13 protein-coding genes are annotated in these 12,412 nt (G+C 68.1%); 7 read left to right on the top strand and 6 right to left on the bottom strand.

The features are described from left to right. Window positions 1–69 precede the first annotated feature (69 nt). The 3 genes from ABDZ95_RS01905 to ABDZ95_RS01895 all read right to left on the bottom strand — a co-directional run bounded on the left by ABDZ95_RS01905 (window position 70) and on the right by ABDZ95_RS01895 (window position 2,828). A complete protein-coding gene (locus tag ABDZ95_RS01905) occupies window positions 70–555 on the bottom strand; it encodes a hypothetical protein (RefSeq protein WP_343789517.1) in 486 nt (161 codons plus the stop codon). A 90-nt stretch (window positions 556–645) separates the two neighbouring features. Beyond that, on the bottom strand, window positions 646–2,106 hold the full coding sequence (locus tag ABDZ95_RS01900) for a sensor histidine kinase (RefSeq protein ID WP_343789514.1): 1,461 nt from the start codon (window positions 2,104–2,106) through the stop codon (window positions 646–648). After that, window positions 2,103–2,828 (bottom strand): TVP38/TMEM64 family protein, encoded by a 726-nt coding sequence (locus ABDZ95_RS01895; protein ID WP_343789511.1) that lies wholly within the window; start codon window positions 2,826–2,828, stop codon window positions 2,103–2,105. The genes ABDZ95_RS01900 and ABDZ95_RS01895 overlap by 4 nt, the downstream gene beginning before the upstream one ends. Before the next feature lie 128 nt (window positions 2,829–2,956). On the opposite strand from ABDZ95_RS01895, the gene rpmH reads away from it, so the two are divergent. Genes rpmH through ABDZ95_RS01870 form a run of 5 tightly spaced genes read left to right on the top strand, consistent with a single transcriptional unit; the run spans window position 2,957 to window position 6,951 of the window. Continuing rightward, complete coding sequence (gene rpmH, locus ABDZ95_RS01890) at window positions 2,957–3,091, top strand: 50S ribosomal protein L34 (RefSeq protein WP_123288089.1); 135 nt, start codon at window positions 2,957–2,959, stop codon at window positions 3,089–3,091. Window positions 3,092–3,107: 16 nt separating this feature from the next. Next, window positions 3,108–3,509 carry a ribonuclease P protein component gene (rnpA, locus tag ABDZ95_RS01885; RefSeq protein WP_343789508.1) on the top strand — a complete coding sequence of 134 codons (402 nt, stop codon included), beginning with the start codon at window positions 3,108–3,110 and terminating at the stop codon, window positions 3,507–3,509. Window positions 3,510–3,514: 5 nt separating this feature from the next. Continuing rightward, window positions 3,515–5,308, top strand: coding sequence for a membrane protein insertase YidC (yidC, locus tag ABDZ95_RS01880; RefSeq protein WP_343789505.1), 1,794 nt, complete (start codon window positions 3,515–3,517; stop codon window positions 5,306–5,308). Then, window positions 5,309–5,950 (top strand): ribosome biogenesis GTP-binding protein YihA/YsxC, encoded by a 642-nt coding sequence (gene yihA, locus ABDZ95_RS01875; RefSeq protein WP_343789502.1) that lies wholly within the window; start codon window positions 5,309–5,311, stop codon window positions 5,948–5,950. A 41-nt stretch (window positions 5,951–5,991) separates the two neighbouring features. Beyond that, window positions 5,992–6,951, top strand: coding sequence for an alpha/beta fold hydrolase (locus ABDZ95_RS01870; protein WP_343789499.1), 960 nt, complete (start codon window positions 5,992–5,994; stop codon window positions 6,949–6,951). A gap of 182 nt (window positions 6,952–7,133) precedes the next feature. On the opposite strand, the gene ABDZ95_RS01865 is transcribed toward ABDZ95_RS01870, so the two are convergent. Further along, entirely contained in the window at window positions 7,134–8,120 is a 987-nt protein-coding gene (locus ABDZ95_RS01865) for an LLM class flavin-dependent oxidoreductase (protein WP_343789497.1), read from the bottom strand. Between the two features lie 88 nt (window positions 8,121–8,208). Between ABDZ95_RS01865 and ABDZ95_RS01860 the strand changes: the two genes are divergently transcribed. Beyond that, complete coding sequence (locus ABDZ95_RS01860; RefSeq protein WP_343789494.1) at window positions 8,209–9,567, top strand: alpha/beta hydrolase family protein; 1,359 nt, start codon at window positions 8,209–8,211, stop codon at window positions 9,565–9,567. A gap of 28 nt (window positions 9,568–9,595) precedes the next feature. Here the strand turns inward: ABDZ95_RS01860 and ABDZ95_RS01855 are convergent, their stop codons facing one another. Continuing rightward, window positions 9,596–10,528 carry a pirin family protein gene (locus ABDZ95_RS01855; RefSeq protein ID WP_343789491.1) on the bottom strand — a complete coding sequence of 311 codons (933 nt, stop codon included), beginning with the start codon at window positions 10,526–10,528 and terminating at the stop codon, window positions 9,596–9,598. Between the two features lie 146 nt (window positions 10,529–10,674). Here ABDZ95_RS01855 and ABDZ95_RS01850 point away from each other — a divergent pair, with 146 nt between their 5' ends. Next, window positions 10,675–11,787 carry an alpha/beta fold hydrolase gene (locus ABDZ95_RS01850; RefSeq protein WP_343789488.1) on the top strand — a complete coding sequence of 371 codons (1,113 nt, stop codon included), beginning with the start codon at window positions 10,675–10,677 and terminating at the stop codon, window positions 11,785–11,787. A gap of 5 nt (window positions 11,788–11,792) precedes the next feature. Here the strand turns inward: ABDZ95_RS01850 and ABDZ95_RS01845 are convergent, their stop codons facing one another. After that, window positions 11,793–12,281, bottom strand: coding sequence for an Lrp/AsnC family transcriptional regulator (locus ABDZ95_RS01845; protein WP_343789485.1), 489 nt, complete (start codon window positions 12,279–12,281; stop codon window positions 11,793–11,795). Window positions 12,282–12,412: the final 131 nt, after the last annotated feature.

Genomic DNA, 12,412 nt, shown 5'->3' with positions numbered 1-12,412 from the left:
GCGTACCGAAGCGGACAATCGCAGGGAGATTTTAAAAAACCCCTCTTTCCGAAGGGTAATTGGTTACGTCTACTTCGGCGCGGCCGGCGGCTCGGGGACGATGCAGACGCGGTTGCTGGCGCGGCAGGCGGCGACGTCGGCCTCCCATTGCGCACGCTCCCGTTCCCAGCGGGTGCGGGCGGAGTCAGCGGCGGCGACGTCCGCCTCCCACTGGGCGCGGGCAGTGCTGGAGCGGGCCTGTTCCTCGCGCCAGCGCTGGTTCTCGGCTTCGAAGGCGGCCCGGGCTTCGGCGTCGGCCCGTTCGGCGGCTTCGGCCTGGGCGGCATTGCCGGCGTTCAGCTTGGAGGTCGCCTCGATCTCCGCGGGGTTCTGGGCCGAGTCCGGCGCGGCGCTGTAGGTCTCGCCGCGCTGGCGCAACCATTCCTCTGACCCGACGGAGGGCTCCGCCTGCTGCGGAACGGCGACCGGGGCGACGGTCTTGGCCTGCTGGGCCAGAGCCGGCACGGCGGCCAGCGTCAGCACCGCGGCGGCGCAGGCGAGGGGAAGACGGGTCATGGCAGGCTCCACAGGGCGGACGGCGTCGGCCCCAAGCTGGACCGTTTCAGGCCGTTTCGCGAGTCCAAACGCCGTTCGGGCGATTTGGTCTCAGTTGGGAATCCGCAGTTCGAACAACGTGCCGGTCGGCCCGGTATCGATCAGGCTCAGCGAGCCGCCGCCGTTCTCGGCCAGTTCGCGCGAGATGGTCAGGCCCAGTCCGGTGCCGCCCGAAGCCTTGCCGCTGACGAAGGCCTCGAACAGGCGCTCGGAAATGCGCGGCGGTATGCCGGGGCCGTCGTCCTCGACATGGATCACACAGTCTCCGCCCTCATGCGCTGCGCTGACCCGGACATGCCCCTTGCGATCGCCGCGCGTGGCGTCGGCCTCGATCGCCTGCCGGGCGTTGCGCATCAGATTGACCAGCACGCGGTGCAACTGGTCGGGGTCGGCCAGCACGCTGAAGCGCGCGGGGATGCTCTTCACCAGTTTCACCCCGTCGGGCGACAGGCCGGCGTCCTCGGCCGCCGTCACCACCGCCGCGGCCAGTTGGAGCCGCATCTTCTGGGGCGCCGGCTCCTCGCTGCGGCCGTACTCCAGCACATTGCGGGACAGGGCGGCGGCGCGGCCCAGCGCGCGCTCCAGCCGGGGCAGGGCCTTGGCCACGGTCGGATCGGGCGAATCGGCCAGACGCTCGGACGCGATCTGGGCCGAGGTCAGCATGTTGCGCAGGTCGTGATTGATCTTGGCCACCGCCTCGCCCAGCGCCACCAGACGGGCGCGCGAGCGCAGCGACTGCCGCACCTCGTCCTGCATCCGGGCCAGTTCGCGCTCGACCCGGCCGATTTCGTCATGCCGGCCGCTGGGAGGATCGCCCTCGCGCTCCGGATCCTCGGCGAAATTCTCGATCGAGCGGGTCACGCGGCGCAGGGGCTGCAGCACCAGGAAGGCCAGACCGGCGTAGAGCAGCCCGCCGGCGACCAGCGACACGAACAGGGAGGTGATCAGGCTGTTCAGCAGGAAGGTCTTCAGCTCGGCCTTCAGCGGCTGGGCGGGCGCCAGAATCTCGATGAAGTCGCCCGAGCGATAGCGCGGCCGGGCCTGCACACGGATGGAGCGGTCGGGGTGACCGAACAGGGTCTTCCACGGGTCGAGGACGCGGGCGAGCGGACGACGCTGACGCAGGTCGATCAGGTCCGGGGTGCGGGGCAGGTTCGGGGCCTGCAACAGCAGACGGCGCACGCCCTGATCGCCGACGACCACCGCCTGCACGCCGCCGATGGCCAGAAGCTGCTCGGCCGTATCGTCCTCGACGGCCGAATAGGGCAGGGCCTCGACTCCAACCGAGGCCAGTTCTGCGGACTGCAGCCGGTCCAGAAGCCAGCGCTCGTGGAAGCTCGCGGCGCTGGGGGCCACGATCATCACCTCGACGGCCGCGGCGAAGACGAAGGTCAGCAGCAGCAGGCGGCCGGCCAGGGCGTCGGGCGCATGGATCTTCACCCACTCGCGCCAGTCGCCGGGCACGCGCAGGGCCTTGCGGATCGAGCTCAGCAGGGCGCGGGCCTGGCTCATGCTGGCTTCGCCCTCCCGCCCAGCAGGGCCTGCAGTCCCTTCAGCGCGAAGGGCAGGACGACGGCCAGCACGAAGACCCCGAGCATGGGCGCCCAGAACTGGCCGAACAGGGCCTGGAAGTCCGGGTTGGGGTCGTTGGCCAGCAGGGTGTTCAGCCGCGCCCCGATCCAGCAGTAGATGATGTGGGCCGGCAGCAGGCCGATCACCGTGGCGACCGTGTAGGGCGTCAGCCGCACGGCCATCACGCCCGCCGCGATGTTGATCATGTGGAAGGGCACGACCACGGCCAGCCGCGAGGCCAGGACGTACCAGAACGTATCCTTGTCGATGGCGGCGCAGACCTTCTGCATCAGACCGGCGTCCCGCTCGGCCTTCTCGCGCAGGGAGGCTCCCAGCGCCGTCCGCGCCACGCCATAGACGATCAGGGCTCCGAGGGTGGCCGCGATCGAGGTGGCCACGCCGCCGACCCACGGACCGAACAGATAGCCGGCGGTGATCGTCACGAAGAAGACGCCGGGCACCACGCTGGCGGTCAGGATGGCGAAGACGGCCATCAGGATCAGGAGGCTGACGACATAGTTATCGGCGGTGAACGCCCGGAATTCGGCCCCGTGGTCGCGGATGGTGTCCAGCGACAGATAGCGGTTCCAGCCCATGCCGAAGATGACGGCGATGACGGCCGCCAGCACGATCAGGGGCAGAAAGCGCTTCACGCGGTCCATTCTCTCTCCATACAAGGCGTTCATCGGGCGCTGGCGGCGTTGACTCAACGCGCTGACCCCCTTATACGCCCGCCCTTCCTGCGGCGGACGTGTTCCGTCGTCCACCAGTATTTATCAAGGAGCCGACCGTGAAGCGGACCTATCAGCCGTCGCGACTCGTGCGCAAGCGCCGTCACGGCTTCCGTTCGCGGATGGCCACGAAGAACGGTCAGAAGATCGTTCAGCGCCGCCGCGCCAAGGGCCGCAAGCGCCTGACGGCCTAAGTCGTCGGCGCTCTGCGTGAGCGACCCGTTCAAAATCGAACGCCTGACATCGCGGCCCCAGTTTCTGGCGGCCGCGAAAGGCGTTTCAGAGGCCCGCGGCGCCGTGGTTGTCCAGCGACTGGATCGGCAGGACGGCGCGGCCACCGTGCGCCTCGGCTTCACCGCCACCCGCAAGGTCGGCGGGGCCGTCATTCGCAACCGCGCCAAACGCCGTCTGCGCGAGGCCGCCCGTGCGCTTGCGCCGCATCTGGGCGTCGCCGGGAGCGACTATGTGTTCATCGCCCGCATGGGCACGGCGGACCGTGACTGGGACCGTTTGCTTGACGATGTGAAATCGGCGCTTACAAGGCTCGCGACCCCGCGGCCGGCGCCCAAGACCGCGCCCTCGACGCCCGCGACAGCCGGCCAGGATTCCTGATCTCCATGCCCCCTCACGACAACAGCCGTAACACGACCCTCTTCCTCGTGATCGCGGCGATCATGCTGGTCACCTACAGCGTCTTCGTGATGCAGCCCCAGGCCGAGAAGCGCCGGGAGGCCCAGCAGGCCGCCGCCGAACAGACGGCCGATGCGCCGATCACCTCGCCGTCGCCCAGCGCCGCCGTCTTCACGACCGACCGCACCGCCGCCCTCGGCGCCGGCCCACGCGTCGCGATCCAGACGCCGACCCTGACCGGTTCGCTGGCGCTGACGGGCGCGCGCATCGACGACCTGTTCCTGACCCGCTACCGCGAGACCATCGACAAGGACTCGCCGGCGGTGGAGCTGTTCCGCCCGCAGGGCATGCGTCACGCCTTCTTCGCCCAGTTCGGCTGGAGCGGTCCGAACGTTCCGGGCGGCGTCCCGGGCGCCAACACGCCCTGGCGTCTGACCCAGGGCACGACCTTGACCCCGACCACCCCGGTCACCCTGACCTGGGACAACGGCGCGGGCCTGCGCTTCACGCGCCTGATCTCGATCGACGACCAGTACGTCTTCACCATCACCGATACGGTCGCCAACTTCTCGACCCAGGCGATCACCATCGCGCCGGGCGCCCGCGTCGAGCGCCAGGGCGTGCCGGACGATCTGGGCCGCAACCAGATCCTGCACGAGGGCGGCATCGGCACCTTCGGCGCGGACGGCAAGTACACGACCGAGCAGCTGAAATACAAAGCCTGGGCCAAGAAGCCGGAGCAGAACTTCTCCTCCACCGGCGGCTGGATGGGCATCACCGACAAATACTGGCTGGCGGCGATCATCCCGGCCCAGAACGAGCGCATCGAGGCCTCCTTCCGCGTGACGGAAGCCCAGACCTACGACATGCACTCGGTCTCCATGCTGGGCGCCGCGCACACGATCCAGCCGGGTCGCCAGATCACCGAGACCACCCGCCTGTTCGCCGGCGCCAAGCGCAACGAGATCCTCGCGGGCTACGAGCAGAGCCTCGACCTGCCGCGCTTCGTCTATGCGATCGACTGGGGCTTCCTGTTCTTCCTGACCCGCCCGATCTTCATCCTGGTCGAGTTCTTCTACGGCGTGCTGGGCAACTTCGGTCTGGCCATCCTCGCCCTGACCCTGACCGTCCGCCTCGTCATGTTCCCGCTCGCCAACAAGAGCTACGAGAGCATGTCGAAGATGCGGAACCTCCAGCCGAAAATGGAGGAGATCAAGAAGAAGCATCCGGACGACGCGCCCAAGCAGCAGCAGGAGCTGATGGCGCTGTACCAGAAGGAGAAGATCAACCCGCTGGCCGGCTGCCTTCCGCTGCTGCTCCAGATCCCGGTCTTCTACGCCGTCTACAAGATGCTGTTCGTGACCATCGAGATGCGTCACCAGCCGTTCTTCGGCTGGATCCGCGACCTCTCGGCCAAGGACCCGACGACCATCTGGAACCTGTGGGGCCTGATCCCGTGGGATCCGTCGACGGTGCCCTTCCTCGGCGCCCACCTCACCGGCACCTTCTCGCTGAGCATCCTGGCGATCGTCTACGGCCTGACCATGTGGCTGCAGATGGCCATGAGCCCACAGGCGCCGGATCCGATGCAGCGTCGCATTTTCCAGCTGATGCCGATCGTCTTCACCTTCATCATGGCGACCTTCCCGGCCGGCCTGCTGATCTACTGGGCGTGGTCGAACGTGCTGACCATCTTCCAGCAGTACATCATCATGCACCGCTTCAAGGCCGAGAACCCGATCGACACCTTCCTCGCCCGGTTCCAGAAGGCGAAGGCGTAGTTGGACGAGTTCACCCCCGAGGAACTGGAAGAGGGCCGCGTCCTCTTCGCGCGGCCCGCGACCTTCGTCCTGGGCTGCGCGAAGATCGAGCAGCTGCCCGAGCCTGACCTGCCCGAGATCGCCTTCGCCGGCCGGTCCAACGTCGGCAAGTCCAGCCTGATCAACGGGCTGGTCGGCATGCACAAGCTGGCCCGCGCCTCGAACGAGCCGGGCCGGACGCGCGAGGTCAACTTCTTCGATCTCGACGGCAAGATGCGGCTGGTCGACCTGCCCGGCTACGGCTGGGCCAAGGCGTCCAGGACGACGGTCAAGAAGTTCCAGGATCTGGGACGGGACTATCTGCGCGGCCGGGTCACGCTGAAGCGCGTCTATCTGCTGATCGACAGCCGGCATGGCCTGAAGAAGGTCGATGACGAGGCTCTGGACGCGCTCGACCTCGCGGCCGTCAGCTACCAGATCGTGCTGACCAAGGCCGACAAGCTGAAGAAGGGCGAGGCCGAGAAGGTCCAGGCGGCGACGCTGAAGGCCATCGCCAAACGCCCCGCCGCCTTCCCGGCGGTGATCGTCACCTCGGCCGAGAAGGGCGTCGGCATGCCCGAACTGCGCGCCGAGATCATGCGCACGACGGGCGCGACGCTCTAAGTCGGCTTGCGCGCCCGGCGCGCAGGTGATCCGCTGGCGGGATGCAGACCCGCCTGATCCAGACCGACGGCCTCAGCCAGCAGATCCTTGAGCATGGCTCGGGGTCTCTGGTGCTGTTCATCCATGGCTTCCCCGAGCTGGGCGTCAGCTGGCGGGCGCAGGTCGAGGCGCTGGGCGAGGCCGGTTTCCATGCGGTCGCCCCCGACATGCGCGGCTATGGCGGCACGGACAGGCCACAGGCGCGGGACGCCTATTCCATCCTCGATCTGGCCGGCGACATGGTCGATCTGGTCAGGGCGCTCGGGCACGAGACCTGTGTCGTCGTCGGTCACGACTGGGGTGCGCCGGTGGCCTGGCATTGCGCCCTGATGCGACCGGACCTGTTCCGCGCCGTCTTCGCCCTGTCGGTGCCGTTCCAGCCGCGACGTCCCAAGGGGCCGCCCACCGCCGCCATGGCCGTGCTGGCGAAGCGCGGCGGGCTGGGCGAGCTCTACATCAATCAGTTCCAGGCCGATGACGCCCACGCCATCTTCGACGCCGATGTCGAAACCGGTCTGCGCAAGGGCTTCTGGGCCTATGACGGCGCGACCCCGCCCGAGCGTCAGTCCACCGGCTTCATCCCCGAGGGCGAGACCTTCCTGTCCACCCTGCCGGACGACGCGCCCCTGCCGCCATGGATGAGCGAGGCCCATTTCCGCGAGTACGTCGACGCCTTCACCGCCGGCGGCTTCCGTGCCCCGTTCGACTGGTACCGGAACGTGGATCGCAACTGGGCGCTGACGCCGTGGCTGCAGGACGCCCGCATCCGCGTCCCGGCCGCCTTGGTCGTCGGCGACCGCGATCCGGTGCGGCACTATTCGGGACCGCAGGAGGCGGGGCTGAAGGACTGGATCGACGACCTGCGGCTTCAGACGGTGGTCGAGGGCGCGGGCCACTGGATCCAGCAGGAGCGGCCGAACGAGGTGAACCGGCTGCTGCTGGAGTTCCTGCGGGGGCTCTGAGGGGGCGTCGGGGTTCTTCACCAAGGACACCAAGGAGGCACGAAGGACACGAAGAGAGCAGCGCCAAGATGACGCCGCAGGCGTCGATCAATCCCTGATCTGTTTGCACGCGGCATGCCGCGCGCGGAGCGCCTTGGTGCTCTTCGTGCCTCCTTGGTGTCCTTTGTGATGAAACAGACAGCCTACAACCCGGCCACTGCCTCCGCTGTCACCTCGAGGCTCTTCACCCGATCCTCGATGTCGAAGATCATCCCCGTCACCATGACCTCGTCGACCCCGGTCAGGGCGATGAACTCCTGAAGCTTCGTCCGCACCGTCGCCGCGCCGCCGATGGCGGCATAGGTCAGACGGCTCTCGACGGCCGCGATCTGGCGGGCGTCCAGCACGGTGTTGATGTCGTCCACCGGCGGCTTCAGCCGGCCCGGCTTGCCGGTCACCACCGCCGCGAACGCCTGCTGCATGGCGGTGGAGACATGCTTCGCCTTCTCGTCCGTATCGGCGCCGAAGACGTTGATCGCGGCCATCGCATAGGGCGCGGCCAGTTGCTTCGACGGCCGGAAGCCCTCGCGATAGGTGCGCAGGGCCGGCAGCAGAAGCTCGGGCGCGAAATGGCTGGCGAAGGCGAAGGGGAGGCCCAGATGGGCGGCCAGTTCGGCGCTGAACAGGCTGGAGCCCAGCAGCCAGATCGGCACCTTCGAGCCCGCGCCCGGCCAGGCCGTCACCCGCTGCCCCTCGACCGGATCGCCGAGGAAGTTCTGCAGTTCCATCACGTCGCGCGGGAACTGGTCGGCCGCCTCGAAATAGCGGCGCAGGGCGCGAGCGGTCTCGCCGTCGGTGCCCGGCGCGCGGCCCAGGCCCAGATCGATCCGGCCGGGATGCAGCGCCTCCAGCGTGCCGAACTGCTCGGCCACCACCATCGGCGCATGGTTGGGCAGCATGATCCCGCCCGAGCCGACGCGGATGGTCTCGGTAGACGCCGCCACATGGGCCAGGGCCACGGCGGTCGCCGCGCTGGCGATGCCGGGCATGTTGTGATGTTCTGCCAGCCAGAAGCGGGTGAAGCCCAGCCGCTCGGCCGCGCGGGCCAATTCGGTGGTTTCAAGCAGGGCGCGGCGGGCGTCGCCGCCCTCCACGATGGGCGACAGGTCGAGCACGGAGAAAGCGGTCATGGCGGACAGATCGGGTTGATCGGCCGCCGTTCAAGTCCTCGACGGTTACAGTTCTGCACCCTAGGGTGGAAACTTCAGGAGAAACGCCATGATCGCCACAGCCCTCGTCGCCGCAGTCTCCGTACTGGCGGCCGCCCCGCAGCAGCAGACCGCCTCGCTGGGCGGGTCGTGGGAAGGCAATGTCAGCGTCGGCGGGCAATCACTGCGAATGGTGCTGAGGGTCGATACGTCCGGCGATGCGCCGCGCGCCGCCATCGACAGCCCCGATCAGGGCGCGAACGGCCTGTCCGTCGAGGGGCTGGACCTGCGCGACGGAACCGTCCGCTTCGCAGTCCCTACGGCGAGCGCCCGCTTCGAAGGCCGACTGTCCGAGGACGGCCGCACGATCACCGGCGCGTTGACCCAAGGCGGCTCCCTGCCGCTGATCCTGACCCGCACCACCGAAACGGCGACTGTCGCCAGACCCGCACGGCCCCAGACGCCGGCGCCGCCCTATCCCTATCGCGAGGAAGAGGCTCGCATTCCGACCCCCACCGCCGGGGTCGAACTGGCCGGGACCCTGACCCTGCCACAGGGCGACGGACCTTTCCCGGCCGCCTTGCTGATCACCGGATCGGGGCAACAGGATCGCGACGAGACCCTGTTCGACCACAAGCCCTTCGCCGTCATCGCCGATGCCCTGACCCGGCGCGGCGTGGCGGTGTTGCGCGTCGATGACCGAGGCGTCGGCGGCTCGACCGGCGATCCGATAGGCGCGACGACTGCTGACTTCGCCGTGGACGCCGGCGCGGCCTTCGCCTGGCTGGCTGCGCATCAGGGCATCGATGCAAATCGTGTCGGCCTGATCGGGCACAGCGAGGGCGGCACGATCGCGCCGCTGGTCGCGCAGGCCGGACAGCCGGTGGCCTTCATGGTCCTGATCGCCGGACCGGCCGTTTCCGGCGCTGAGGTCCTGACATCTCAATCGCAGCGCATCCAGCAGGCTTCGGGCCTGCCGGCGACGATTGTCGAGAGCAATACGGCGATCCAGCGCCGCCTGATGGAAGCGATCGCCGCGAACGCCGGAGACGCGGATGCCGCCGCCGAGGCGGTCCGGACCGCCGCCGCAGGCCTGCCGCCAGCAGCGATCCAGAATGCCGAGCAGACAGCCCGTCGCCCGTGGATGCGCTGGTTCGTCGCCCACGATCCGGCGCCGTCGCTGACCGCGTATCGCGGCCCGCTGCTGGCGCTGTATGGCGGCAAGGACGTGCAGGTCGATGCGCAGCAGAGCGCCACCGCCCTCGCCGCCATCCGCCCTGACGCCCGGATCGAGACCTTCCCGGAGCTCAACCACCTGATGCAGACGGCGACCACCGGCCTGCCCGCCGAGTATCCGACGATCGAGGAAACCTTCGACCCCGCCGCTCTGCAGGCGCTGGTGGACTGGGTGGTCACCAACAGCCGCTGATCCTTCTGTCCCTTGCGGGAGAAGGGCGTTAGACCGGGTGCGTCGGCTCCGGCTTCACCGGGGCCGGCTCGGGCGTCGCGGGGACGTCGGGCAGGGGGATGAACTCCAGATCGTCCTCGTGCGGCAGCGACATGCGGCCGGCCTTCCAGTCGGCCTTGGCCTGATCGATCCGCTCCTGCGACGAGGAGACGAAATTCCACCAGATCACGCGCGGGCCGACCGGCTCGCCGCCCAGCACCATGACGGACGAAGGGCGGATGGCCTTCACGGTCGGATCGGCGTTCGGCTCCAGCACGATCATCTGGCCTTCGTGGAAGGTGCGGTCGCCGACCTCGATCTCGCCCTTGGCGACGTACAGGGCCCGCTCGGAATAGCCGCCGGCGCCCTTGCCCGGAGGCGGCGCCGTGCGCACGCCCTCGGCCAGTTCCCAGTGCACATAGAACAGCGGCGACTGGATCGGCGCGGCGGCTTTCGCGCCATAGGCCTCGCCGGCCACCAGACGGGCGAACAGGCCGGCGTTCTCATAGGCCGGCTGACCGTCCTCGCCGTGGTGATGGAAGGACGGATCGACCTCTTCCAGCTCGGTCGGCGAGGCGATCCAGGCCTGCATGCCGTGCATGGGGCCGCCCTGGGTCTTCTTCAGCGGGTCGGTGCGCTCGGAGTGGACGATGCCCTTGCCGGCGACCATCCAGTTGACCTCGCCCGGGCGGATGGCCTGGGTCGCGCCGGTATTGTCCCGGTGCATGATCTCGCCCTCGAACAGATAGGTCAGGGTCGACAGGCCGATGTGCGGGTGCGGCCGCACATTGATGGCCTCCGAGCCCGGCGCGAACTCGGCCGGCCCCATCTGGTCCAGGAAGATGAAGGGGCCGACCATGCGGCGCGAATGGAACGGCAGCACCCGCCCGACCTCGAACCCGCCGAGGTCCTTGCGCCGCGCGTCGATCACCAGTTCGATCATGTCTTGTCCCCTTCGAGCCTGAGTCCGAACATCGCTGGAAGGCAGCACGCTGGCAATGCCGCCGGCCCCGCTGGTTCCGCGATTGGCCTCAACTTTTGCATCCATCCCGCCGATCAGCGGATTGTGGTGGCGGAGGAGTCCTAGTCATGAAGTCCGGTATACTCGCCATCCTCGTTGTCATGATCTCGCTGGCTGCGCCCGCGTCGGCCCAGACGCCCTCTCCACAGACCCCGGAAGAGGCTTATGTTGCGGTTCGGCCCATGATCGCCGACATGCAGAGGATCGTCACGCCGGAGGGCATTCAGACTACAGAACGCGTCCGGCTGGGCGGCATGGAGCAGTGGATCTCGGTCCGCGGCGCGGATCGCTCCAATCCGATCCTGATCTATGTTCACGGCGGACCCGGCGCCATCGAGATGGGACGCAGCTGGCCTTACCAGCGCGGCCTGGAGGACTATTTCACCGTCGTTCAGTGGGATCAGCGCGGAACTGGCAAGACCCTGCGGGAGAATGGGGAGGAGGCGACACGACCGACGCTGTCTCGTGAGCGGATGGCCGAAGATCTTGTCGAACTGATCGGCCTGATGCGCGAGCGGTACGGGCAGCGGAAGGTCGTGCTGCTGGGCCACTCGTGGGGCAATGTAATCGGGCTGGATGCGGCGATGCAGCGCCCGGACTGGGTCAGCGCCTACGTCGGCGTTGGGCCTCTGATGGATATGCGCCGGAATGAGGCCGAACAGTACCGGCTGCTGCTCGAGCTCGCCCGCGAGCGCAACGACGCGACGGCCCTGTCCGAGCTTGAGCCTCTGGCGCCTTACCCGGGGCCCGGACCGTTGGCGTTCGACAGACTGAATGTCGTGCGCAAATGGGTCATGCTCTACGGGGGGCTTGCGGCGGGGCGCGACAACGCGGACTTTTTCTTTCGGGCCGCCCGACTTCATCCCGACTATGATCTGGAGGACCGGCGCGCCATTGATGCCGGCGGCCAGCTTTCCGTCGGGACCCTGCTTCCAGAGTTGATCGAAGTGGATCAGACAGTGATCCGTACGACAACTTTCCCGGTCTTCATGTTCCTCGGCAGGCACGACCTCACCACGCCATCCGGTATCGCGGCAGACTGGCTGGAAGACCTGGCTGCGCCGTCAAAGGCGGTCGTCTGGTTCGAGCACTCGGCGCACCTGCCGCCTCATGAGGAGCCTGGCCGTTTTCTGGTGGCCCTCGTCGAACATGTGCTGACGCCCGCAAGAGACGGCCGCTAGGGACCCTATCCGACGTGCGGCGTGATGATGCCCAGCGGCAGGGCGGTCACGTTCTTCACGCCGCGCGTGACGATGTGGCTCTCGCAGTCCGAGACGATACCCAGGCTCAGCAGCTTCTCGCGCAGGAAGCGGTCGAACGCGTGCATGTCCGAGGTGATGATGCGCAGCACATAGTCCTCGCGGCCAGTGATGGTCGCGCACTGGACCACCTCGGGCCAGTGGGCCACGGCGCGCTCGAAGGCGTCGAGGTTGTCGCTGGACGGCAGGTTCAGCTTGACGATGGCGTAGACTTCGAAGTCCAGACCCAGCTTGGCGGCGTCCAGCAGGGTGACCCGCTTGCGGATCAGGCCGGCGTCCTCCAGTCTTTTGATCCGGCGCCAGCACGGCGAGGCCGACAGGCCGACGCGGTCGGCGACCTCGGCCACCGAAAGGCCGGCGTCCTGTTGCAGGATGTCCAGGATGCGGGCGTCGACGGGATCCAACTCGTCAGCCAATGCGTTTCTCCGCTTCTATGTTTCGCGCAATAAAATACCCGCGATCGGCAGAGTGCAAGGTCAAAAACGCGCAAGCCTTGGCGCCGGCGTCGTGATAGACGAAGCCTGAGGAAACGCGGTCGGATCAACCG

The organism is Brevundimonas kwangchunensis, from assembly GCF_039523815.1.
GTDB lineage: Bacteria > Pseudomonadota > Alphaproteobacteria > Caulobacterales > Caulobacteraceae > Brevundimonas > Brevundimonas kwangchunensis.
The sequence above is the reverse complement of the archived record's forward strand: the minus strand, read 5'-3'. Positions and strand labels throughout refer to the sequence as shown.